The following is a 24,100-nucleotide window of genomic DNA, read 5'->3' as shown; positions in this document are numbered from 1 at the left end:
CTTTAAGGGGGGTGAAGTCCCTATACTTGTCAGCTATCCCAATTTCCCATCTAGAACAGGCACGAGGTGCGTGGTGGATTTCCCTTCCCGTTTTGAAGTGATCGTCATCGGTGGCGGTCATGCCGGTACCGAGGCCGCACTGGCGTCGGCACGTATGGGTGTAAAAACCCTTTTGCTGACCCACAACGTGGAAACACTGGGTCAGATGAGCTGTAACCCGGCTATTGGTGGCATTGGTAAAAGCCACCTGGTCAAGGAAATCGACGCCTTGGGCGGCGCTATGGCTATGGCCACGGACAAAGGTGGTATCCAGTTCCGTGTGTTGAACAGTCGCAAGGGCCCGGCAGTACGGGCAACTCGTGCCCAGGCTGATCGTGTTCTGTACAAAGCAGCTATTCGCGAAACAATCGAAAACCAACCGAACCTGTGGGTATTTCAGCAGGCCTGTGATGACTTGATCGTTGAGCAGGACGAAGTACGTGGTGTTGTGACCCAAATGGGCCTGCGGTTCATGGCTGATGCGGTGGTCCTGACAACGGGTACGTTCCTGGGTGGACTTATCCACATCGGTATGCAGAATTATTCGGGCGGTCGCGCAGGTGATCCGCCATCAATCGCGCTGGCTCATCGTCTACGTGAATTGCCGTTGCGAGTGGGTCGTCTGAAAACCGGTACCCCCCCGCGCATCGATGGCCGCTCGGTCGATTTCTCGGTGATGACAGAGCAACCGGGTGACACACCGATTCCTGTCATGTCGTTCATGGGCTCCAAGGAACAACATCCATCGCAGGTCAGTTGCTGGATCACTCACACCAACGCCCGGACTCACGAAATCATTGCGGCCAACCTCGATCGTTCGCCCATGTATTCCGGTGTTATCGAAGGTGTGGGTCCACGTTACTGCCCATCGATCGAAGACAAGATTCATCGATTTGCCGACAAGGAAAGCCATCAGGTCTTCATCGAGCCTGAAGGTTTGACGACGCATGAGCTGTATCCGAACGGCATCTCGACTTCGCTGCCATTTGACGTGCAATTACAGATCGTCCGTTCGATACGCGGTATGGAAAATGCCCACATCGTGCGTCCTGGCTATGCGATCGAATATGACTACTTCGATCCTCGCGATCTGAAGTACAGCCTGGAAACCAAGGTCATCGGCGGTTTGTTTTTCGCAGGACAAATCAACGGCACCACCGGTTACGAAGAAGCCGGTGCGCAAGGTTTGCTGGCCGGAACCAACGCGGCCTTGCGTGCGCAGGGCAAGGAAAGCTGGTGCCCGCGACGTGATGAGGCGTACATCGGTGTGCTCGTGGATGACTTGATTACCCTGGGTACCCAAGAGCCGTACCGGATGTTCACTTCCCGTGCCGAATACCGCCTGATTCTGCGTGAAGACAACGCCGATTTGCGCCTGACCGAAAAGGGCCGAGAACTGGGTCTGGTCGACGATCAACGTTGGGCTGCGTTCTGCACCAAGCGCGAAAACATCGAACTGGAAGAGCAACGTCTGAAAAGTACCTGGGTCCGTCCGGGTACTGAGCAGGGCGAAGCCATTTCCAGTCATTTCGGCACACCGTTGACTCATGAATACAACTTGCTCAACCTGTTGACCCGCCCGGAAATCGACTATGCAAGTCTGGTTTCCATTACGGGTCACGGCAGCCCTGATCCGCAAGTGGCTGAACAAGTCGAGATCAAGGCCAAATACGCGGGTTACATTGACCGCCAGCTGGATGAAATCACCAGGCTGCGCGCGAGTGAAGATACAAAATTGCCTGAAGACATCGATTACACGACCATTTCCGGCCTGTCGAAAGAGATCCAGAGCAAGCTGGGGATAACTCGTCCTGAAACGCTAGGACAAGCTTCTCGAATCCCGGGCGTTACGCCTGCAGCAATTTCCCTGTTGATGATTCACCTGAAAAAACGCGGCGCGGGCCGTCAGTTGGAGCAAAGCGCTTGAGTTCTATGGTCACCCCGCAACACGCCGAAGAGTTATCCCGAGGCGCTCAGGAACTGGGTGTAAAACTCAGCGAAAGCCAGCACTCGCAACTGCTGGCTTACCTGGCCCTTTTGATCAAATGGAACAAGGCCTACAACCTGACCGCTGTGCGTAATCCAGACGAAATGGTTTCACGCCACTTGCTCGACAGTTTGAGCGTGGTGCCTTTCGTCGAAGGCGAGCGCTGGCTGGATGTGGGAAGTGGCGGGGGAATGCCTGGTATTCCGCTGGCCATCATGTTTCCGGAGATGAAAATCACGCTCCTGGACAGCAACGGCAAGAAAACCCGGTTTCAGACTCAGGTCAAACTCGAGCTCAAGCTGGATAACGTCGAAGTTATCCACAGCCGCGCCGAGTCCTTTCATCCGGAGTTGCCGTTTACCGGGATCGTTTCCCGTGCGTTCAGTAGCCTGGAAGACTTTACTGGGTGGACTCGCCACATGGGCGACACCAATACGCGATGGCTGGCGATGAAAGGCCTGCATCCGACCGATGAACTGGTAGCATTGCCCGCAGATTTTAAAGTGGATAGCGCACAAGCCTTGACCGTACCTGGTTGCCAAGGCCAACGCCATCTGCTGATACTGCGCCGCACGGCATGACTGGGAACCCAAGCAAGCATGGCTAAGGTATTCGCGATTGCGAACCAAAAAGGTGGTGTGGGTAAAACCACCACCTGTATCAACCTCGCAGCATCGCTGGTTGCCACCAAGCGCCGCGTGCTGCTGATCGATCTCGACCCTCAGGGCAACGCCACGATGGGCAGCGGTGTGGATAAACACGCCCTGGAAAACTCGGTCTATGACCTGCTGATTGGCGAATGCGACCTGAATGAGGCGATCCAGTTTTCCGAGCATGGCGGTTATCAACTGCTCCCGGCCAACCGCGATCTGACGGCGGCCGAAGTTAACCTGCTCGAAATGAAGATGAAGGAAAGCCGTCTGCGCAACGCGCTGGCGCCGATCCGCGAAAACTACGATTACATCCTGATCGACTGCCCGCCGTCATTGTCGATGCTGACGTTGAATGCGTTGGTTGCTGCAGACGGAGTAATTATCCCCATGCAGTGCGAATATTTCGCTCTGGAAGGTCTCAGTGACCTTGTGGATAACATCAAGCGCATTGGTGAACTGCTCAATCCGGCTCTGAAAATAGAGGGTTTGCTGCGCACCATGTACGACCCGCGTTTAAGTCTGATCAACGACGTATCTGCGCAGCTCAAAGAGCATTTTGGCGAACAGCTGTACGACACCGTCATCCCGCGCAACATACGTCTGGCCGAGGCACCGAGTTTCGGTATGCCGGTTCTGGCTTACGACAAGAGTTCCCGTGGTGCATTGGCCTACCTTGCTCTGGCAGGGGAAATGGTTCGTCGTCAACGGCGCGGTTCGCGCACAGCTCAGCCAACTTAAGGAAATCCCATGGCCGTCAAGAAAAGAGGTCTCGGACGTGGGCTGGACGCACTTCTGAGCAGTCCAACCGTCAGTTCCCTCGAAGAACAAGCCGTCAAGGCCGATCAGCGTGAACTGCAGCACATCCCGCTGGACCTGATTCAGCGCGGCAAGTATCAGCCACGTCGGGACATGGATCCTCAGGCGCTCGAAGAGCTTGCCCAATCGATCAAGGCCCAGGGTGTCATGCAACCGATTGTGGTGCGTCCGATCGGTGATAACCGTTTTGAGATCATTGCCGGTGAGCGTCGCTGGCGTGCGAGCCAGCAAGCCGCGATGGAAACCATCCCGGCGATGGTCCGCGATGTGCCGGATGAAACCGCTATCGCCATGGCGCTGATCGAGAATATTCAGCGCGAAGATCTCAACCCCATCGAAGAAGCAGTCGCTTTACAACGTTTGCAGCATGAATTTCAGCTTACCCAGCAGCAAGTTGCCGACGCGGTCGGCAAGTCACGAGTCAGTGTTGCCAACCTGCTGCGCCTGATTGCGTTACCGGATGTGATCAAAACCATGCTGTCCCACGGCGACCTGGAAATGGGTCACGCTCGTGCACTGCTCGGTTTGCCTGAAGATCAGCAGGTGGAAGGGGCGCGACATGTTGTCGCACGTGGTCTCACGGTTCGCCAGACGGAAGCGCTCGTACGCCAGTGGTTGAGTGGAAAACCTGCGGCTGCCGAGCCGGCCAAGACCGATCCGGATATCAGTCGACTCGAACAGCGTCTCGCCGAGCGGCTGGGCTCTGCGGTGCAAATTCGTCATGGGCAGAAGGGCAAAGGTCAGTTAGTGATCCGGTATAACTCGCTGGATGAGCTCCAGGGTGTGCTTGCCCACATCCGCTGAAACAATTGCACTGTAGCGTGTAGTCGGAAATCACTACCTGAAGGTTGAATAGGGGCTGAACCGCCCCTATACTCTGCGCGCATTTTGTCGGCACAAATTATGCCAAGTTATTGATTTTGGCGGCCGACGCACGAGGAGCAGTAGTGATGGAGACACGCATGCCAAACCGCTTGCCGTTCCATCGACTGGCGGTTTTCCCGGTACTGCTGGCTCAATTTATTGTCCTGCTGCTGGCAGCCCTGGCGCTGTGGCAGTGGCATGGAGTCGTAGCCGGATATTCGGGGCTGTGCGGAGGCCTGATAGCCTGGCTGCCCAATTTGTACTTTGCTCATAAGGCTTTCCGGTTTTCCGGGGCTAGAGCAGCGCAAGCCATAGTCCGGTCATTTTATGCCGGCGAGGCGGGCAAACTGATTTTTACGGCAGTGCTTTTTGCATTGACCTTTGCAGGTGTGAAGCCATTGGCGCCGATAGCGGTATTCGGCGTGTTCATGTTGATCCAGGTGGTCAATTGGTTCGCTCCCCTGCTGATGAGAACAAGACTTTCGAGACCTTAGGGCGTTTGAGGCACACATGGCAGAGCAAACAGCTTCGGGCTATATCCAGCACCACTTGCAGAACCTGACTTTCGGTCAGTTACCAGATGGCGGCTGGGGTTTTGCCCACACCGCTGCAGAAGCGAAGGAAATGGGCTTTTGGGCTTTCCACGTCGATACTCTCGGCTGGTCTGTTGCCCTGGGTCTGATTTTTGTCCTGATTTTCCGTATGGCCGCCAAGAAGGCAACTTCTGGTCAACCGGGCGCGCTGCAGAACTTCGTTGAAGTGCTGGTCGACTTCGTAGACGGCAGCGTGAAGGACAGCTTCCACGGTCGTAGCCCGGTGATTGCACCGCTGGCGCTGACCATTTTCGTCTGGGTGTTCCTGATGAACGCCGTCGACCTGGTTCCAGTTGACTGGATTCCTCAGTTGGCGATCCTGATCTCGGGCGATTCGCACATTCCTTTCCGCGCTGTTTCGACCACTGACCCTAACGCCACGCTTGGCATGGCTCTGTCGGTCTTCGCGCTGATCATTTTCTACAGCATCAAGGTCAAGGGCATCGGCGGCTTCATCGGCGAACTGACCCTGCACCCGTTCGGCAGCAAGAACATTTTTGTTCAGGCGCTGTTGATTCCGGTGAACTTCCTGCTTGAATTCGTGACTCTGATTGCCAAACCGATTTCGTTGGCACTGCGTCTGTTCGGCAACATGTACGCTGGCGAGCTGGTATTTATCCTGATCGCCGTCATGTTCGGCAGCGGCCTGCTCTGGCTCAGCGGCCTGGGCGTGGTTCTGCAATGGGCGTGGGCTGTATTCCACATCCTGATCATCACCTTGCAGGCGTTCATCTTCATGATGCTGACCATCGTGTATCTGTCGATGGCTCACGAAGATAACCATTAAGACTCGCCTGGCGCGTCTGGATGTACCTCTCGCTTCGGCGAGAGGAGGCCGCAAGCGGGAAACCGCAAGGGCTGATGTAAAACGATTTGTTTTACCGCTTTAATCTAAGAAAACCTAACCAATACGACGTAAAAGTCGGGAGGAAAGATGGAAACTGTAGTTGGTCTAACCGCTATCGCTGTTGCACTGTTGATCGGCCTGGGCGCACTGGGTACTGCAATCGGCTTCGGCCTGTTGGGCGGCAAATTCCTGGAAGGCGCAGCTCGCCAGCCAGAAATGGTTCCAATGCTGCAGGTTAAAATGTTCATCGTTGCCGGTCTGCTCGACGCCGTAACCATGATCGGTGTTGGTATCGCTCTGTTCTTCACCTTTGCGAACCCCTTCGTTGGTCAACTCGCTGGCTAATCTCTCGATTCTTCGAGGTGATTGGTGTGATGGACAACGAACGAGCGAGGTGTTGGCGTGAACATTAATGCAACCCTGATTGGCCAGTCCGTTGCGTTCTTCATTTTTGTGCTGTTCTGCATGAAGTACGTTTGGCCTCCGGTCATTACGGCTTTGCACGAACGTCAGAAGAAGATCGCGGATGGACTGGACGCTGCCAGCCGAGCAGCTCGCGACCTGGAGTTGGCCCAAGAGAAAGTGGGTCATCAACTGCGCGAAGCTAAAACTCAGGCAGCCGAGATCATTGAGCAAGCCAAGAAACGCGGTACTCAGATTGTTGACGAAGCCCGTGAACAGGCTCGCGTCGAAGCTGACCGTGTGAAGGCTCAGGCTCAGGCCGAGATCGAACAGGAATTGAACGGCGTCAAAGACGCGCTGCGCGCCCAATTGGGTAGCCTGGCAGTCGGCGGTGCCGAGAAGATCCTGGGTGCCACAATCGATCAAAACGCGCACGCGGAGCTGGTTAATAAACTGGCTGCTGAAATTTAAGCGAGGGCGATCATGGCAGAACTGACCACGTTGGCCCGACCTTACGCTAAGGCAGCCTTCGAGCACGCCCAGGCCCACCAGCAACTGGCCAATTGGTCAGCCATGCTCGGCCTGGCTGCAGCAGTGTCGCAAGACGACACCATGCAGCGCGTACTCAAGGCCCCGCGACTGACGAGCGCAGACAAGGCCACCACTTTTATTGAAGTGTGTGGCGACAAGTTCGATGCCAAGGCACAGAATTTCATTCACGTCGTTGCTGAAAACGACCGTCTCCCGCTTCTGCCGGAGATCGCCGAACTGTTCGACCTGTACAAGGCCGAGCAGGAAAAATCGGTCGATGTGGATGTCACCAGTGCTTTTGCATTGAACCAAGAACAGCAAGACAAACTCGCCAAGGTTCTCAGTGCACGGCTCGGCCGGGAAGTGCGCCTGCATGCTGCGGAGGATGCCACCCTTATCGGTGGTGTCGTAATCCGCGCCGGCGACCTGGTTATCGATGGCTCAGTTCGCGGCAAACTCGCGCAACTAGCCGAAGCATTGAAATCTTGAGTTTGAAGGGGCAGCAGAGCAATGCAGCAACTCAATCCTTCCGAAATAAGTGAAATCATCAAGGGTCGCATCGACAAGCTCGATGTAACCTCCCAAGCCCGTAACGAAGGCACTGTCGTCAGCGTATCTGACGGCATCGTGCGGATTCACGGTCTGGCCGACGTAATGTACGGCGAGATGATCGAGTTTCCGGGCGGCGTCTACGGTATGGCGCTGAACCTTGAGCAAGACTCTGTAGGTGCTGTGGTACTGGGCGCATACACGACTCTGGCTGAAGGCATGAGCGCCAAGTGCACTGGCCGCATCCTCGAAGTTCCGGTTGGTAAGGAACTGCTGGGTCGCGTAGTCGACGCACTGGGTAACCCAGTTGACGGCAAAGGTCCGCTGAACAACACCGAGACCGATGCGGTCGAGAAAGTTGCTCCAGGCGTGATCTGGCGTAAGTCGGTAGACCAGCCTGTACAGACTGGCTACAAGGCTGTCGATGCCATGATTCCAGTCGGCCGTGGCCAGCGTGAGCTGATCATCGGTGACCGTCAGATCGGTAAAACCGCTCTGGCCATCGACGCGATCATCAACCAGAAAGACAGCGGCATCTTCTGCGTATACGTAGCAATCGGTCAGAAACAATCGACCATCGCCAACGTTGTTCGCAAGCTCGAAGAAAACGGCGCACTGGCTAACACCATCGTCGTGGCTGCAAGTGCTTCTGAATCCGCTGCGCTGCAATTCCTTGCACCGTACTCGGGTTGCACCATGGGTGAATTCTTCCGCGACCGCGGTGAAGACGCGCTGATCGTTTATGACGATCTGTCCAAGCAAGCAGTGGCTTACCGCCAGATTTCCCTGCTGCTGCGCCGTCCACCAGGCCGTGAAGCTTACCCAGGCGACGTGTTCTATCTCCACTCCCGTCTGCTGGAGCGCGCATCGCGTGTTTCCGAAGAGTACGTAGAGAAGTTCACCAACGGCGCAGTGACCGGCAAAACCGGTTCCCTGACCGCATTGCCGATCATCGAAACTCAGGCTGGCGACGTTTCCGCGTTCGTTCCGACCAACGTGATTTCCATCACCGACGGTCAGATCTTCCTGGAATCGGCCATGTTCAACTCTGGCATCCGTCCAGCAGTGAACGCCGGTGTTTCGGTATCCCGTGTGGGTGGTGCCGCTCAGACCAAGATCATCAAGAAGCTCTCCGGTGGTATCCGTACCGCTCTGGCTCAGTACCGTGAACTGGCAGCATTTGCCCAGTTTGCTTCTGACCTGGACGAAGCGACCCGTAAGCAACTTGAGCATGGTCAGCGCGTTACCGAGCTGATGAAGCAGAAGCAATACGCACCAATGTCGATTGCTGACATGGCGCTGTCGCTGTATGCCGCTGAGCGTGGGTTCCTGACCGACATCGAAATCGCCAAGATTGGCAGCTTTGAACAAGCGCTGATTGCTTACTTCAACCGCGATCACGCCGATTTGATGGCGAAGATCAACGTGAAGGGTGACTTCAATGACGAAATCGACGCTGGCATGAAAGCCGGTATCGAGAAGTTCAAGGCCACCCAAACCTGGTAAGCCGCAGCGGGGGCCGCAAGGCTCCCGCTTGCTAACCTGATAGGTGTTACATGGCAGGCGCAAAAGAGATTCGCAGCAAGATTGCGAGCATCAAAAGCACGCAAAAGATCACCAGCGCCATGGAAAAAGTGGCGGTCAGCAAAATGCGCAAGGCTCAAATGCGCATGGCTGCTAGCCGTCCTTACGCGGAGCGCATCCGCCAGGTGATTGGTCATCTTGCCAACGCTAACCCGGAATACCGCCACCCGTTCATGGTCGAGCGCGCTGTAAAGCGTGTCGGCTATGTCGTAGTGAGCAGTGACCGTGGTCTGTGCGGTGGCTTGAATACCAACCTGTTCAAGGCTCTGGTCAAGGACATGGCGGTAAACCGTGAAAACGGCGTAGAGATCGATCTGTGCGTGGTTGGCAGCAAAGGTGCGGCATTTTTCCGCAACTTCGGCGGTAACGTCGTCGCTGCGATCAGCCACTTGGGCGAAGAGCCGTCGATCAATGATTTGATCGGCAGCGTCAAGGTGATGCTGGATGCCTACCTGGATGGCCGTATTGATCGCCTGTCCGTGGTATCCAACAAGTTCATCAACACCATGACCCAGCAGCCAACAGTGGAGCAATTGATTCCGCTGGTGGCAACCCCGGATCAGAAACTCAAGCACCACTGGGACTATCTCTACGAACCCGATGCCAAAGAGCTGCTTGACGGCTTGATGGTTCGCTACGTTGAGTCGCAGGTGTACCAGGCGGTGGTCGAGAACAACGCAGCTGAACAAGCAGCGCGGATGATCGCGATGAAGAACGCCACAGACAACGCCGGTGATTTGATCAGTGATTTGCAGCTGATCTACAACAAGGCGCGTCAGGCAGCGATCACCCAAGAGATCTCGGAAATCGTCGGCGGCGCTGCCGCGGTTTAACGGTTCAAATATTAGAGGAACCAGCTAATGAGTAGCGGACGTATCGTTCAAATCATCGGCGCCGTGATCGACGTGGAATTCCCACGCGATAGCGTACCGAGCATCTACAACGCGCTGGAAGTCAAAAGCGCGGCAGGGACCACCCTGGAAGTTCAGCAGCAGCTGGGCGACGGCGTGGTTCGTACCATTGCGATGGGCTCCACCGAGGGCTTGAAGCGTGGTCTGGAAGTTTCAGACTCTGGCAAAGCCATCTCCGTACCAGTCGGTAAAGCGACTCTGGGCCGGATCATGGACGTGCTGGGCAACCCGATCGACGAAGCTGGCCCGATCGACACCGAAGAACGCTGGGGCATTCACCGTGCTGCGCCGTCCTTCGCTGAACAGGCTGGTGGCAACGATCTGCTGGAAACAGGCATCAAGGTTATCGACCTGGTTTGCCCGTTCGCCAAGGGTGGTAAAGTCGGTCTGTTCGGTGGTGCCGGTGTAGGCAAAACCGTAAACATGATGGAACTGATCCGTAACATCGCCATCGAGCACAGCGGTTATTCCGTGTTCGCCGGTGTGGGTGAGCGTACTCGTGAGGGTAACGACTTCTACCACGAGATGAAGGATTCCAACGTTCTGGACAAAGTGGCACTGGTTTACGGTCAGATGAACGAGCCGCCGGGTAACCGTCTGCGCGTAGCACTGACTGGCCTGACCATGGCCGAGAAGTTCCGTGACGAAGGTAACGACGTTCTGCTGTTCGTCGACAACATCTACCGTTACACACTGGCCGGTACTGAAGTATCCGCACTGCTGGGCCGTATGCCTTCCGCAGTAGGTTACCAGCCGACCCTGGCTGAAGAGATGGGTACTCTGCAAGAGCGCATCACTTCCACCAAAAACGGTTCGATCACTTCCATCCAGGCCGTATACGTACCAGCGGATGACTTGACTGACCCGTCGCCAGCGACCACGTTTGCCCACTTGGACGCGACCGTTGTACTGTCCCGTGACATCGCCTCCCTGGGTATCTACCCAGCGGTAGATCCACTGGATTCGACTTCGCGCCAGCTGGACCCGAACGTTATCGGCCAGGAACACTACGACACCGCTCGCGGCGTTCAGTACGTGTTGCAGCGCTACAAAGAACTGAAGGACATCATTGCGATCCTGGGTATGGACGAGCTGTCGGAGACTGACAAACAGTTGGTTAACCGTGCTCGTAAGATCCAGCGCTTCCTGTCGCAACCGTTCTTCGTGGCTGAAGTCTTCACTGGTGCATCGGGTAAATACGTTTCCCTGAAAGACACCATTGCTGGCTTCAAAGGCATCCTCAACGGTGACTACGACCACCTGCCAGAACAAGCGTTCTACATGGTCGGCGGCATCGAAGAAGCGATCGAGAAAGCCAAGAAACTGTAATCCCAGCGCCCGGCAACGGGCGCTAATCAGGTCGAGGCAAGCAAATGGCTATAACAGTCCATTGCGATATCGTCAGCGCGGAAGGAGAAATTTTCTCCGGTCTGGTCGAGATGGTGATTGCGCACGGTAACCTGGGTGATATCGGTATCGCTCCAGGCCACGCGCCGCTGATCACTGATCTGAAACCAGGTCCGATCCGCTTGATCAAGCAGGGCGGAGCAGCCGAGGTGTTTTACATCTCGGGTGGTTTCCTCGAGGTTCAACCGAACATGGTCAAGGTGCTTGCCGACACTGTGCAACGTGCTGATGACCTGGACGAAGCCTCTGCTCAGGCGGCCGTAAAGGCAGCCGAGAAGGCCCTGAACGAAAAAGGCGCAGATTTCGATTACGGATCTGCGACTGCTCGTCTGGCCGAGGCCGCAGCCCAGCTGCGTACCGTTCAGCAAATTCGCAAGAAGTTCGGCGGCTAACCCCGTCGTCTTCTGCGCGATTGAGAAAAAGGGTAGCCTCGGCTACCCTTTTTCTTTTTTCAGGATCTGCCGACGCTTGTGGATAAGTGACGCGGCGCGCCTCAGTTGGAAATCCCATGTCTCTTGATATCGTAATTCTCGCGGCAGGCCAAGGCACTCGCATGCGCTCGGCACTCCCGAAAGTTCTGCACCCAGTTGCCGGTGACTCCATGCTTGGCCATGTTATCCACAGCGCTCGGCAATTATCGCCGCAGCGCATCCACGTGGTGATTGGTCATGGTGCGGATATCGTCCGTGAGCGTTTGGCCGCCGACGATCTGAATTTCGTCATGCAAGACAAGCAGTTGGGCACAGGACACGCTGTGGCTCAGGCACTGCCGGAGTTGACCGCCGAAACCGTGCTGATTCTCTACGGCGATGTGCCGCTCATTGAAGTTGAAACGCTGCAGCGCCTGTTGAAGCAGGTCAATGGCGAACAGCTGGGTCTGCTGACCGTCAACCTTGACGATCCAACCGGTTACGGCCGCATCGTGCGCGACGAGCAGAACCGCGTGCGTGCCATCGTCGAGCACAAAGACGCGACAGAAGCCCAGAAGGCTATTAACGAAGGCAACACAGGTATTCTCGCTGTCCCAGGCAAGCGCCTGGCTGACTGGCTGGGACGACTATCGAACAACAACGCTCAAGGCGAGTATTACCTGACTGATGTGATCGCCATGGCAGTTAATGATGGTCTGGTGGTTGCTACTGAGCAGCCTCATGACGCCATGGAAGTTCAAGGTGCCAACGACCGCAAACAACTGGCTGAGCTGGAGCGTCACTATCAGCTGCGCGAAGCTCGACGCTTGATGGCGCTGGGCGTAACGCTGCGCGATCCGGCCCGTTTTGATGTGCGCGGCGACGTGACAGTGGGGCGCGATGTGCTTATCGACATCAACGTCATCCTCGAAGGCCGGGTCATCATTGAAGATGACGTGGTCATTGGCCCGAACTGCGTGATCAAAGACAGCACCTTGCGCAAAGGTGTGGTGGTTAAGGCCAACAGTCATCTGGACGGCGCAATCATGGGCGAGGGCAGCGACGCCGGTCCATTCGCTCGTTTGCGTCCCGGCAGCGTCTTGGGAGCTAAAGCCCATGTGGGTAACTTTGTAGAGCTCAAGAATGCTCGTCTGGGCGAAGGTGCCAAGGCCGGGCATCTGACCTATCTGGGCGACGCTGAAATCGGCGCGCGCACTAACATCGGTGCCGGTACGATCACCTGTAACTACGACGGCGCGAACAAGCACAAGACTGTGCTTGGTGAAGACGTATTCATCGGCTCCAATAACTCGTTGGTTGCCCCTGTGGATATCTTGTCAGGCGCCACTACGGCTGCAGGCTCGACTATCAATCAGGATATTCCGGCCGAACAGTTAGGCGTCGCTCGCGCCCGCCAGCGCAACATCGAAGGCTGGAAGCGCCCGGTTAAAATAAAGAAAGACTGAAGTTATCCACAGAGCGGTAACTTGCTCTCTGTAGGAGGTCACGAGCAACGTGAGGCAGCGATTGCGGCCGTCGTAACCTCCGTGCTCTTCTACAGAGTATGCATTTCAAATCCACCATTGATGTGATGCCTGACGAAGAGTCGGCGCATCAACGCTTGACGACTATCTCCGAATAGGTTTTGATTGCCGCCGTTATCTTCCGAATCGAAACTTAAGTCTCCCATGTCGAAACGCAATACACCTCAACGACGTCACAACATCCTTGCGTTGCTCAGCGAGCAGGGTGAGGTGAGCGTAGATGAATTGGCCAAGCGCTTCGACACTTCCGAAGTTACGGTTCGCAAGGATCTGGCGGCACTCGAAAGCAATGGCCTGCTTTTGCGTCGCTACGGAGGCGCTATCACTTTGCCTCAGGAACTGATTGGCGAGAACTCGCAGCCCGTCTCCAAGTACAAGCAAGCCATCGCCCGTGCGGCAGTGAAGCGGATTCGGGAGCATGCGCGAATCATCGTCGACAGCGGCAGCACCACGGCGGCGTTGATCCCCGAACTCGGCCAGCAGCCGGGCTTGGTGGTCATGACCAACTCTCTGCATGTCGCCAGTGCGCTGAGCGAACTGGAGCAAGAGCCTGTTCTGTTGATGACTGGTGGTACCTGGGACCCGCACTCGGAGTCTTTCCAGGGGCAGGTCGCAGAACAAGTGCTGCGCTCCTACGATTTTGATCAGTTGTTCATCGGTGCCGATGGCATCGACCTGGCTCGCGGTACCACCACTTTCAACGAGTTGCTGGGGCTGAGCCGCGTCATGGCTGAAGTTGCCCGAGAGGTGGTGGTGATGGTCGAGGCGGACAAAGTAGGTCGCAAGATACCCAACCTGGAGCTGCCCTGGAGCAGTATCCATACCCTGATTACTGATGATCGCCTGCCACTTGAGGCGCGCGAACAGATACAAGCCCGCGGCATAACCCTGATTTGTGCCGCTGTCAGCTAGGAGAAACTTATGTGTGGAATTGTCGGCGCAGTCGCTGAACGCAACATCACCGCCATCTTGGTCGAAGGGCTCAAGCGTCTGGAATACCGTGGTTACGATAGCGCGGGCGTCGCGGTGTTCAGTAACGCCGGTGTGCTTGATCGCCGCCGTCGTTCTGGCAAGGTCAGCGAACTGGAGCAGGCACTGGCAGGTGAGCCATTGCTGGGTCGTCTCGGTATCGCCCACACCCGTTGGGCTACCCACGGTGCACCTTGTGAACGCAATGCCCACCCGCACTTTTCCGGTGACGAACTGGCAGTTGTCCACAACGGCATCATCGAGAACCACGAACCATTGCGCGAGCGCCTCAAGGGCTTGGGCTATGTATTCGTCTCCGACACTGACACCGAAGTCATCGTCCACTTGCTGCACCACAAACTCAAAGACACCCCTGACCTGACCGTTGCGTTGAAAGCGGCTGTAAAAGAGCTGCACGGCGCATACGGTCTGGCAGTGATCAGTGCCAAACAGCCAGACCGACTGGTCGCCGCCCGCAGCGGCAGTCCGCTGGTGGTGGGCTTGGGCCTTGGGGAAAACTTCCTCGCGTCCGACCAAATGGCGTTGCGTCAGGTCACCGACCGTTTCATGTATCTGGAAGAAGGCGATATCGCTGAAATCCGTCGTGAAAGCGTGCAGATCTGGGCTGCGGATGGTTTGCCGGTTGAACGTGAAATCGTGCAATACCGTGAAGGCGCAGAGGCTGCTGACAAAGGCGAGTTCCGCCACTTCATGCTCAAGGAAATCCACGAGCAGCCGAAAGTCGTGCAGCGCACACTTGAAGGCCGCCTGGGTCAGCAACAAGTGTTGGTGCAAGCGTTTGGTCCACAAGCGGCTGAACTGTTCGCAAAAGTGCGTAATGTGCAAATCGTTGCCTGCGGTACCAGCTACCACGCAGGCATGGTCGCGCGTTACTGGCTGGAAGGGCTGGCAGGCATTCCATGCCAGGTGGAAGTTGCCAGTGAGTTCCGTTATCGCAAAGTAGTGGTACAGCCGGACACCCTGTTCGTCTCGATTTCCCAGTCCGGCGAAACCGCTGACACCCTGGCCGCACTGCGTAACGCCAAGGAGCTGGGCTTCCTGGCCAGCCTCGCCATCTGCAACGTCAGCATCAGCTCGCTGGTTCGCGAGTCCGACCTGACATTGCTGACCCAGGCCGGTCCTGAAATCGGCGTAGCGTCGACCAAAGCCTTTACCACCCAACTGGTCGCACTGCTGTTGCTGACTCTCTCTCTGGGTCAGGTTCAAGGCACATTGGCTGAAGGCGTTGAAGCCGAGCTGGTTGAAGAGTTGCGTCGTCTGCCTACTCGTCTGGGTGAAGCGTTGGCCATGGACAGCACGGTCGAGAAAGTCGCCGAGTTGTTCGCCGAGAAGAACCACACCCTGTTCCTGGGCCGTGGCGCTCAGTTCCCGGTAGCTATGGAAGGTGCACTCAAACTCAAAGAGATCTCTTACATCCACGCCGAAGCCTACCCGGCAGGCGAGCTTAAGCACGGTCCTTTGGCTTTGGTCGACAGCGATATGCCGGTGGTCACCGTTGCACCGAACAACGAGCTGCTGGAAAAGCTGAAATCCAACCTGCAGGAAGTACGCGCCCGTGGAGGCGAGCTGATCGTCTTCGCTGACGAACAAGCCGGTATGAGCAATGGCGAAGGCACCCACGTCATCGCGATGCCGCACATCGTCGACGCCTTGGCACCGATTCTCTACACCATCCCGTTGCAACTGCTTTCGTATTACGTAGCGGTATTGAAGGGGACGGACGTTGACCAGCCACGTAACTTGGCCAAGTCAGTGACCGTGGAGTAAGTTATCCACACCCCGGACAGCCTTCGCCCTCACTGCGAAGGCTGCGCCGTCTTAAACTCCCCCCGCTCAAGATTCTGCACCTGATTACCCATGGCATCCGTGGCGTTCAGGTCGGCGCCTTTGGCGGCGAGGGAATCAAGGATCTCTTTGCGGTGGAAAAGGGCGGCGTACATCGCTGCGGTCTGGCCTGCATTATTACGCTGGTCTGGCGCGCAGTCGGCGGCGACCAGTTGCCGGGCGATGCTCAGCTCACCCTTGAAGATGGCACCCATCAGCGCGGTGTTGCCTCTGAGGTCCTTGGCGCATGGATCAGCACCCGCATTCAGTAATTGCGTCACTGTGTCTTGATGACCGTGATACGCGGCGAGAATCAGCGCGGTATAGCCCTTTTCGTCCTGAACGTTCAGGTCGAATCGGGCGTTGATGAATTCGTTGAGCATGTCCTCTCGGCCTTCACGCGCTGCCTGGAAATACAGTGCGCGCAACTGCGCTTGAGTGTCGGTGGTGGTTGCTTCGTTCGTGGCAGCGCTGGCTGTGGCTGCGCACAATAGCAACGCGAATAGAATTCTGCGCATGTTCATACCCTCTTAAAAGACCCGGCTCGCTACGCTTCAGCCAGATAGCTGAAGCGTGCGAGTTATTGATCAGTCCTTCAGTGCGGCAGCGAGCTGCTTGACCTTGTCGAGGTCGCCTTTGGCAACTTTGGTCACGCCTGTGCCGTATTCCGGATCAGCCTTGTAGAGGAACGAGAGCATGATGTTTTTGCTTTCGGTGTCGGTAGTGGCCAGCGACTCGCCAAAGCTTTGAATCAAGTCCTGCTGGTCTTTTTTGCTGTACGAACGATACAAGTCGCCCGCCTGTTTGAAGTTCTGCTCGCGCTGAATCTTCGCTTGTTGAGTGCTGCCAGACAGCGGCAGCTGGCTGTAGCGAGCGGTTTCAACAGCAGGGCGCGGGTTGAGGCGGCTTGGCTCATAGTTGACGCCGGTTGTGGTGTTGCCGCTGTTCAGCGAACCGTCCTGATTGCCGTTGTTGACCTTAACCTTTGGCGCGTTGATCGGCAGGCTGAAGACGTTGGTGCCGACGCGGTACAGCTGAGTATCGGCGTAGGAGAACACCCGGCCTTGCAGCAGACGGTCTTCCGAAGGCTCGATGCCCGGTACGACGTTGGCCGGAGCCATGGCGACCTGCTCGGTTTCCTGGAAGAAGTTATCCACATTCTTGTTCAGGACCATCTGGCCAATCTTGCGCTCGGGAACGTCCGGCCAGATTTTGGTCGCATCCAGCGGGTCGAAATCAAACTTGGCCAGGTCTTCAGGTTTGATGACCTGAACGTAAAGGTCCCATTTCGGGAAATCACCTTTCTTGATTGCGTCTACCAAGTCGTTGGTCAGGTGGCTGTAATCCTTGGACTGGACCTCGGCAACCTGCTTGGGATCAAGGTTTTTCAGGCCTTGCAGGCTTTTCCAGTGGAACTTGACGTAGTTCACTTCGCCTTTGGCATTCACCAGTTTGTAAGCGTGAACACCGTTGCCATCCATGGTGCGATAGCTGGCAGGTGTGCCTTCGTTGGAATACAGCAGAGTCAGGGTGCGAGTCGCTTCCGGCACGTGGGAGAAGAAATCGAAGCGGCGCGAGTCGTCATCCAGGTTGGTGCGTGGGTCAGGCTTGAACGCATGCACCATGTCCGGGAACTTGATGGCATCACGAATGAAGAACGTCGGGAAGTTGTTGCCGACCAGATCCCAGTTGCCGTCTGCGGTGTAGAACTTGGTCGCAAAACCGCGCGGGTCACGCAGGGTTTCCGGCGAATGGTTACCGTGTACCACCGAGGAGAAGCGCACGAATACCGGGGTGTGCTCACCTTTGCTGAAGACTTTTGCCTTGCTCAGGTCCGAAGCACCTTCCGAGGCAACGAACTCCCCGTGTACGCCGGTACCGCGCGCGTGTACGACGCGCTCAGGAATGCGTTCGCGATCAAAGCGCTGGAGTTTTTGCAGCAGTTGCACGTCCTGCAGCAGGACTGGGCCGGTTGCACCGGCGGTCTGGGAGTTCTGATTGTCGCCAACAGGGGCGCCATTATCACGGGTCAGGGTGTCGGCGTAGGCTGCGGAGGTGGCCATCAGGCTTGCTCCAATCAGGCTAACTGCGACATGGAAGCGAGGTAGGGGCATCTCAGGTCTCTCTCTATTTTTGGTTGTTTTGAGAGCCTAAGCGTAAAGACGAGTCTTGCCATTCATGAATTGTTTAAGGCTATGTCATTGATAAATTTAGAAATATGAACTTAATCCGGATTTAGTGATCGTTCTTGACTTTCAACAGGTTACGTCCGCTTTTTGGCACCCGTCGGGCTTGTGAGACGAGAGATACGACGTGCGAATCCTGGCTACTTCGCCGCTGCGGATCATTGATCGGATGGCTTTGTTTATGGCGGGCAGGTGAGCCGCCAGTTCGGGCTGCAGCTTGATGCTGACATGGGCATCACTGAGTAATGCACCACGCTGGAAAAGGTCTGGATCCATGTGTTGTTCTGCAACAAGGTAGTCGAACAGGTCGTCGACCATTGCGATCGCATCAACGCGTCTGGCCAACAGCAGTTGAAGCAGCGCCGAGTCTTCAGAGGTTTCCAGTTCGACCAGCCGTTTGTCTGCGAAAGACGGGTCCATATTCAGATAGGTATAGCCCCGGATAGTGCCTATGGTCAGGCCCTGTAACTTATCCACAGGGATTTTGGCGGCAGGGCTTCCTTTGAGGACATACAGGTGTTCCTTGACCCGCAGGTAGGGTTCGGAAAAAACAAAATGATCGAGTTCATCTTTGCTGTTCCACTGCGCAGAGTCGGCGAAGTTCATATCAAGTTCGTCTTTGCCCAGCATGGCTTGCAGCCGATTGACCGGGTAAGAAACGAACTGCGCTTCAATATTGGCCAGTTGCAAGACGCGTCGGGCGATATCGGTGGATATTCCGCGCAGATTGCCTTGTTCATCCTCATAGCTGAACGGCCGCCACTGGCTGCCTCCAACCTGATAAATCTCTGCGTGCGCTAAACCTGTCAGGCTTAGCGCCGTCAGCATCCAGCCAAGAAATATTTTTGGTAAAAACATGCTCAACTCTGCCTCCTTGCAAAATGGCTTGCGCTCAACTTAGCAGCCAAACGTGGCGACGATGTGAAGATTTTTTCAGGACGCAAAAAAGCCCGCACTGATCAGGGTCAGGCGGGCTTGTTTTACGCGGGCAGCTATCGAGCGATCTGTTTGCTCAGCTCCGGAAGAACAAAGTTTTTCACGATGTACAGCGAGCCTTTTTCACTGAGGTGTCCTGAATCAATTTGCAGCAGCGAATCGTCCTGCAACCGGACTAGGCAGGAGTTGGCCACGCATAGCTTGTCGATCAGTGACACAAAGTCGACGGCCTGAGGATCAATCAGCCGACGTGTTGCCCGATCAGTCGCCATGACGCTCTGATCGAGGGCCGGGTCGCTGATGTGCGACTCGTTCAGACCCCAATGACGATTGGCAATGACGCTTGGCAGGGAAGGGCTCCATTGCGGCAGCGGCCCCAGCAGAACGATGTGTTTGACGCCGTAGCTCTTGAGGCGGGCGGCAATGTTGCTCCATTGGGTTTTGTCGTGCTGATCTTTCTGGGCAATCACCACCACCTCAGGACGTAGCTCGCGAATACTTTGCAATGCGGTTCTGTTGGAGTAGTTGCAGGTCAGGCGTGGCGCAGTGGCGCGTCCGTTGTCTTGAGTCAGGCTGGGTTTGCAGCCTGCGGAGGCGACTTGATAGAACGGCGTGTCATGGGCCAGCAAGGTTCGTAAACCCAGGGATAGCGCCTGAGCGTGGGAGTCGCCCCACAGGAAGACGCCCCCCTGTCCGCGTTTCTCTGTGCAGGAGGGGTCAATGGCGGAGAGGCCGCGCTCGGTGAACGCGGAAAAGGCATCGCATTTTAGCCAGTACGTTTCATAGAGATTTTTCTGCCGGTCGGCGTAGTCCTGAACAAAGCGCGCCTTGTCCGAGATGCTCACCGTGCGCAGGGGAGAAACCGCACCCTCTGTCGCATTCACGGCACCCGCTGCGACAAGCACCGAGCCGATCAACGCGCTGACCGGGGCGAATCTCCAGCGGAATTTGCCGGGGGCCGTGTTGGGGGCCTTTTCGATCAGCTCATAAGACGCCAAGCCCAGGCCAAAGGCGCACAGCATGCCGATCAACAAATTGGATGTTTCGCCCAGATAACCTGAGTAGCTCATGAACACCACGACCGGCCAGTGCCAGAGGTACAGCGAGTAAGACAGTTTCCCTGTCCACTGTGAGAACCGGTTGCCGGTGACGAACGAATCCTGTCGCGCGGCGACGATCACTGCCAAGGTACCCAGCACCGGCAGCAGCGCCAGATAGCCAGGCCATACATCCTTCTCTGAGAGCACAAGGAAACTTGCCAGCATCAGTCCTAGGCCAACGCGTTCCAGGGCTCGTTGATGCAACGGTTGAAGCCTGATCGGGAATACACAGGCGGCAGCGCCGACCAACAGTTCCCAGGCCCGCGTCGGCAACAGATAGAACGATGGCTCAGGCCATTTGAATGAGGCGAATACACAAAAGCCAAACCCGGCCAGACAGGCGCAAAGGATCAACCAACGCAGGTTTCGCAAGGCAATCACTCGGCTCAACGCCAGCAGTACCACTGGATACACCATGTAGAACTGCCACTCCACCGACAACGACCATGTGTGCAGCAACCACTTTTCGTGTGCCCCAGGGGTGAAGTATCCCGCTTCGAACCAGTAAACAATGTTGGATACGAACCCCAGGCTGGCGGCAATGTGTTTGCCCAGTTCGCTGTAGTCCTGCGGCAGCAGGTAAAACCAGCCCGCCAGCAGAAGCACAAAGCACAGTGCTGCCAGGGCCGGAACAATGCGTCGGGCGCGGGACTTGTAGAACGCCAGCAAACTGAAGCGGCCGGCGTCCAGATTGCGCACGATGATGCCGGTGATCAGGTATCCAGAGATCACGAAGAAAATATCCACGCCCGCAAACCCGCCGGGCAACCAGCCGGGATTGAAGTGATAAAGCAGCACTGCGATCACTGCGATAGCGCGCAATCCATTGATGTCTTTTCTGAAGTCCATGGCGCTCTTCTTGGCGTTGACGGCTGGGGCAGGGAATGAGGTCAGGGGCGTTGCGGCGTGGCTGTATCGGAGTTCAGGCTGATGATTTTCGGGAAGCGGGTGAGCGTTACTGGAGCAGAGCACTGATCGTCCTGACAGCGCCAGAATGCCTCTCCAGACATTTGTCCTTTGCCGGGGTCGGCAGTGTCGATGAACATGACCGGGCCTCTCATCTGCCGGCTACTGGTGATCAACTGCTGGCGAGGTCCATCGGTAGCCCATGCCGCGATGACATGTTCATTGCCCTTACTGAAATGCAATTGGTAAACGTTGGCGGACTGGACACTGCGCTGAGCGTCCCAGGCAAAATGCTTGATAACGTCGGCGATGGCATTGACCGCACCATAGGCGGGCTTGGGTGACAGGTCCTGATTGAGCAGGCCGAAGTTGTGCTCCTGGTCGGCTCTGTCTGGCCCGTCGTTGACCAGGTCGTACCACCAGACGCCTTTGATGTTGGGAATGGTGCGAGCAAACAACAGAATCCGCGCCAGATAAGCTGCCTGAGTTTGCGGCGTATTCCCGCAGGGGCCTTTGTGGCTAGGCCAGGCCATCTCCGTGAGGTAGATCGGCACCGCGCGCCCGGCCTTGGTGCGGATGTGCTGTTCATAATCGCGCAGCCATTGCACCCAGCTTTCGGGGTTGTTGCGCCCGTCGGCGGCGCAATGGGCGTAGGGATGAATCGAAAGCCCATCAACCAGACCCAGCATGCCTGCGTCGATCAGCCTGTCCGCGAACCCGCCATCCATGCCTTCTGGCGTTATCGAGCCTGCAAGGATTTTGGCTGGCGTCCCGTTGACCTGTGTGGTGTTCTTGCGGATCAACGGCACTGCTTCGCGCACCAGTGTGGCGTAGTCGGCGCTTAGTTGCGGATCTCGGGGGGCTTCAAGGTCCCACTCGTTCCAGATCTCGTAAAAGTCGACTTTGTTGCCCAATTGCCCGGTGACGTAATCCACGTAGTTCAGATACCCCGCTTTGACCGCTGGTGCGCGCGGTTTGGCGTTGTCATGAAACGACGTGCTGTAGTCCAGAATGGTCAGCCTGTTCAAGTTCAGGCTGGTGGCGGTGTTCAGGTAATCACGCCATGGCGCGATGATGCGCCACTGGTTGGGCTTGGGTTCCGCCGTTGACCAGAAGGCATCGTCTTTAACCGCTGAAAAACCCGCTTTTGCGGCAAGTTGCAAAGCGGGTCTTGGCGACGCATCGAAGTTCATCAGATGTGTGCTGATGCCCAGAATGAAGGCTTCTTCGGCGTGGAGCGCCGTGCATGTCAGCCAGGCAACGCAGGCCAGTCCGGTTGCGAATCGTTTGCCTGCCATCCTCAGTACGCCGTCGGTGAGGGCGACAGATGAAATGCTTGAGGGCGTGGAGTTTTGCGGCTATCCAGAAGCTTGTCGGACAGCGCATGCCCTATCGCCAGACCAAGGAAAAGATTGGCCACAGTGACTTCAAACATATCGGTGGTCCAACTGATCATGCAGCAGCAGAAGGTAATCGCCAGCATCGCTCTGCCGACATGGCTGTCTTGATCGGTCAGGGTAAAGAACAGTGGAATCTGCATGAGATAGAGCAACACGCCGCCCAGCCCGAGCATCGCCCACAGATACATCGCGCTGCTGTCCGAACCGACCAGCATCTCACCGCCAGGTACCGGAAACAGCGAGGCTGCGCCGCCGAACATGCCAAACCCCGCACCGGTCAGGGTCCAGCCTTCTTTGCTGATGGCGTGGGCGACGTTTGGCCACGTATTGATCAATCGGTCATACAAGGTGCCTAGCGCGGAGTTGCTGCTGCTCACGGTATGCAGGTCAAAGTCATACACCATGCCCAGCACAGGGAGCGTCAGCCCTGTCAAAACGGCGAGGGTGCAGACAATACGCGTCGTCCAGCGCATACGGCTGATCAGCAGTAACGCCAGGGTCATTGCGAAAGCGGCGGCAGGGGCTTTGCTGGTGGTCAGGACGATGGCGTACAAAGCCACCGGGCTCAACAGCAGCCACAACAGCCGAGAGCGCAGCAGTACCAACAGATACAAGCTGAAGATTGCGATCAGAATCGACAAGACATTGGAAACACGGGCGAAACCGGCGATGCGGTCTTCTGTGTCCGTGGTCCACGATGTATTGGCGCTCAGCTCGGCGTCGCCAATGCTGTAGCTGTAGCCCTTCCACGGTACGGCCGTGAATTTATCCAGCGCAATCCCGATCAGTGATGCCGCCAGACACAGGCCTATCACCCAGAGAAGCAACCTTCGACGATGGAACAGGTGCTCGCTACAGACCAGGCCGAACAGCAACGGGCTGATGCCAAACAACGCGAAGGCGACGTTGTTCAGGCTAGCGCCGTGCAGCATTGCCAGCACACTCGAAACCATCAATAGCAGCATGCTCATCCAGACCATGCGACCGGCTTTGTAATCGCGCAGCTCCAACGCAAACATCACCAAGCAGGCAATCTTGGGCAGGTACAACAAGGGTGCGATGCCCGCCTTATCGAAGTAAAAGCGCAGCGCACCGGAAAAGGTTTCCATCAGGATCAGGCTGATGGCAACCCATACCACCACTGTCGATTTGTTGAAGGCCAGAATCGACGAGCGAGCGTCGCCGCTGTTTGCAGGGTTCAACATCATGTGTTCTGCCTCGGGATTGCTGATGTGAGGGGAGTTGCACTTCTGTTGTAGGGGCTAGCTTGTTGGCGAGGCTGCATGTTTGTGTACGCAGGCCTGACGTCTCGCGAACAAGTTCACTCTTACAGGCGGTGGGATATGCAGAAAAAACCATCATCCACGCTACCGCTCATCAACCATGGGGAATGGTCAACGCGGCAGGAAAACAGGGAGGGTGAATCAGAAAGGACAGGGGTTATATCAGCCTGAGTTCGCCGAACTGTCAATCAATTCGTCAATATTCGAACATATTACTGATGTGAGGAAATCAGTAGGTTTATAACCTTTTGAATTTAGTAAGAATTAAAAATTGGCGTGTAAGGCGTGAATATTCAGAGGTGCTTGCATAGCTGCAAGGCACCTCTGAACCGGATCGG

22 protein-coding genes are annotated in these 24,100 nt (G+C 56.3%); 16 read left to right on the top strand and 6 right to left on the bottom strand.

What is annotated here, in order from left to right:
* The first annotated feature begins 73 nt into the window (after positions 1–73).
* The 16 genes from mnmG (at position 74) to glmS (ending at position 15,894) form a co-directional block, all read left to right on the top strand.
* The gene (gene mnmG, locus ABRP31_RS27580) at positions 74–1,966 is read left to right on the top strand and encodes a tRNA uridine-5-carboxymethylaminomethyl(34) synthesis enzyme MnmG (protein WP_349971704.1); all 1,893 of its coding nucleotides are present in this window, start codon (positions 74–76) and stop codon (positions 1,964–1,966) included.
* A 5-nt stretch (positions 1,967–1,971) separates the two neighbouring features.
* Positions 1,972–2,607, top strand: a complete 636-nt coding sequence (gene rsmG, locus ABRP31_RS27575) for a 16S rRNA (guanine(527)-N(7))-methyltransferase RsmG (RefSeq protein ID WP_087269429.1) — start codon at positions 1,972–1,974, stop codon at positions 2,605–2,607.
* An 18-nt stretch (positions 2,608–2,625) separates the two neighbouring features.
* Positions 2,626–3,417 carry a ParA family protein gene (locus ABRP31_RS27570; protein ID WP_087269426.1) on the top strand — a complete coding sequence of 264 codons (792 nt, stop codon included), beginning with the start codon at positions 2,626–2,628 and terminating at the stop codon, positions 3,415–3,417.
* A gap of 9 nt (positions 3,418–3,426) precedes the next feature.
* Positions 3,427–4,299: a ParB/RepB/Spo0J family partition protein gene (locus ABRP31_RS27565; RefSeq protein WP_349971703.1), complete on the top strand. Its 873-nt coding sequence runs from the start codon at positions 3,427–3,429 to the stop codon at positions 4,297–4,299.
* 146 nt (positions 4,300–4,445) lie between these two features.
* Positions 4,446–4,853 carry a F0F1 ATP synthase subunit I gene (locus tag ABRP31_RS27560; RefSeq protein ID WP_087269420.1) on the top strand — a complete coding sequence of 136 codons (408 nt, stop codon included), beginning with the start codon at positions 4,446–4,448 and terminating at the stop codon, positions 4,851–4,853.
* A gap of 16 nt (positions 4,854–4,869) precedes the next feature.
* A complete protein-coding gene (gene atpB / locus ABRP31_RS27555; RefSeq protein WP_027901591.1) occupies positions 4,870–5,739 on the top strand; it encodes a F0F1 ATP synthase subunit A in 870 nt (289 codons plus the stop codon).
* A gap of 147 nt (positions 5,740–5,886) precedes the next feature.
* Positions 5,887–6,144: a F0F1 ATP synthase subunit C gene (gene atpE, locus ABRP31_RS27550; RefSeq protein WP_002555987.1), complete on the top strand. Its 258-nt coding sequence runs from the start codon at positions 5,887–5,889 to the stop codon at positions 6,142–6,144.
* 57 nt (positions 6,145–6,201) lie between these two features.
* Positions 6,202–6,672, top strand: coding sequence for a F0F1 ATP synthase subunit B (locus ABRP31_RS27545; RefSeq protein ID WP_087269418.1), 471 nt, complete (start codon positions 6,202–6,204; stop codon positions 6,670–6,672).
* Positions 6,673–6,684: 12 nt separating this feature from the next.
* Positions 6,685–7,221, top strand: coding sequence for a F0F1 ATP synthase subunit delta (locus tag ABRP31_RS27540; RefSeq protein WP_027901593.1), 537 nt, complete (start codon positions 6,685–6,687; stop codon positions 7,219–7,221).
* A 21-nt stretch (positions 7,222–7,242) separates the two neighbouring features.
* Positions 7,243–8,787 (top strand): F0F1 ATP synthase subunit alpha, encoded by a 1,545-nt coding sequence (gene atpA / locus ABRP31_RS27535; protein ID WP_032628510.1) that lies wholly within the window; start codon positions 7,243–7,245, stop codon positions 8,785–8,787.
* Between the two features lie 50 nt (positions 8,788–8,837).
* Positions 8,838–9,698, top strand: a complete 861-nt coding sequence (gene atpG / locus ABRP31_RS27530) for a F0F1 ATP synthase subunit gamma (RefSeq protein ID WP_087269415.1) — start codon at positions 8,838–8,840, stop codon at positions 9,696–9,698.
* Between the two features lie 27 nt (positions 9,699–9,725).
* The gene (gene atpD, locus ABRP31_RS27525) at positions 9,726–11,105 is read left to right on the top strand and encodes a F0F1 ATP synthase subunit beta (protein ID WP_087269412.1); all 1,380 of its coding nucleotides are present in this window, start codon (positions 9,726–9,728) and stop codon (positions 11,103–11,105) included.
* 44 nt (positions 11,106–11,149) lie between these two features.
* The gene (locus tag ABRP31_RS27520; protein ID WP_027901597.1) at positions 11,150–11,575 is read left to right on the top strand and encodes a F0F1 ATP synthase subunit epsilon; all 426 of its coding nucleotides are present in this window, start codon (positions 11,150–11,152) and stop codon (positions 11,573–11,575) included.
* 116 nt (positions 11,576–11,691) lie between these two features.
* On the top strand, positions 11,692–13,059 hold the full coding sequence (gene glmU / locus ABRP31_RS27515) for a bifunctional UDP-N-acetylglucosamine diphosphorylase/glucosamine-1-phosphate N-acetyltransferase GlmU (protein WP_349971702.1): 1,368 nt from the start codon (positions 11,692–11,694) through the stop codon (positions 13,057–13,059).
* Positions 13,060–13,281: 222 nt separating this feature from the next.
* Positions 13,282–14,049 carry a DeoR family transcriptional regulator gene (locus ABRP31_RS27510; protein WP_349971700.1) on the top strand — a complete coding sequence of 256 codons (768 nt, stop codon included), beginning with the start codon at positions 13,282–13,284 and terminating at the stop codon, positions 14,047–14,049.
* A gap of 9 nt (positions 14,050–14,058) precedes the next feature.
* Complete coding sequence (glmS, locus tag ABRP31_RS27505) at positions 14,059–15,894, top strand: glutamine--fructose-6-phosphate transaminase (isomerizing) (protein ID WP_349971699.1); 1,836 nt, start codon at positions 14,059–14,061, stop codon at positions 15,892–15,894.
* Positions 15,895–15,923: 29 nt separating this feature from the next.
* Here glmS and ABRP31_RS27500 read toward each other — a convergent pair whose 3' ends face one another.
* From ABRP31_RS27500 to ABRP31_RS27475, 6 genes are all read right to left on the bottom strand, one after another.
* The gene (locus ABRP31_RS27500; RefSeq protein WP_349971697.1) at positions 15,924–16,469 is read right to left on the bottom strand and encodes an ankyrin repeat domain-containing protein; all 546 of its coding nucleotides are present in this window, start codon (positions 16,467–16,469) and stop codon (positions 15,924–15,926) included.
* Positions 16,470–16,538: 69 nt separating this feature from the next.
* Positions 16,539–18,065 carry a catalase KatB gene (katB, locus tag ABRP31_RS27495; protein ID WP_349971696.1) on the bottom strand — a complete coding sequence of 509 codons (1,527 nt, stop codon included), beginning with the start codon at positions 18,063–18,065 and terminating at the stop codon, positions 16,539–16,541.
* 141 nt (positions 18,066–18,206) lie between these two features.
* A complete protein-coding gene (locus ABRP31_RS27490) occupies positions 18,207–18,995 on the bottom strand; it encodes a transporter substrate-binding domain-containing protein (protein WP_349971770.1) in 789 nt (262 codons plus the stop codon).
* A gap of 134 nt (positions 18,996–19,129) precedes the next feature.
* Entirely contained in the window at positions 19,130–21,022 is a 1,893-nt protein-coding gene (locus tag ABRP31_RS27485) for an acyltransferase family protein (RefSeq protein WP_349971695.1), read from the bottom strand.
* A 41-nt stretch (positions 21,023–21,063) separates the two neighbouring features.
* Complete coding sequence (locus tag ABRP31_RS27480) at positions 21,064–22,377, bottom strand: hypothetical protein (protein ID WP_349971693.1); 1,314 nt, start codon at positions 22,375–22,377, stop codon at positions 21,064–21,066.
* A 2-nt stretch (positions 22,378–22,379) separates the two neighbouring features.
* A complete protein-coding gene (locus tag ABRP31_RS27475) occupies positions 22,380–23,687 on the bottom strand; it encodes a hypothetical protein (RefSeq protein WP_349971691.1) in 1,308 nt (435 codons plus the stop codon).
* Positions 23,688–24,100: the final 413 nt, after the last annotated feature.

The organism is Pseudomonas caspiana (genome assembly GCF_040224095.2).
GTDB classification, from domain to species: Bacteria; Pseudomonadota; Gammaproteobacteria; order Pseudomonadales; family Pseudomonadaceae; genus Aquipseudomonas; species Aquipseudomonas caspiana.
The sequence above is the reverse complement of the archived record's forward strand: the minus strand, read 5'-3'. Positions and strand labels throughout refer to the sequence as shown.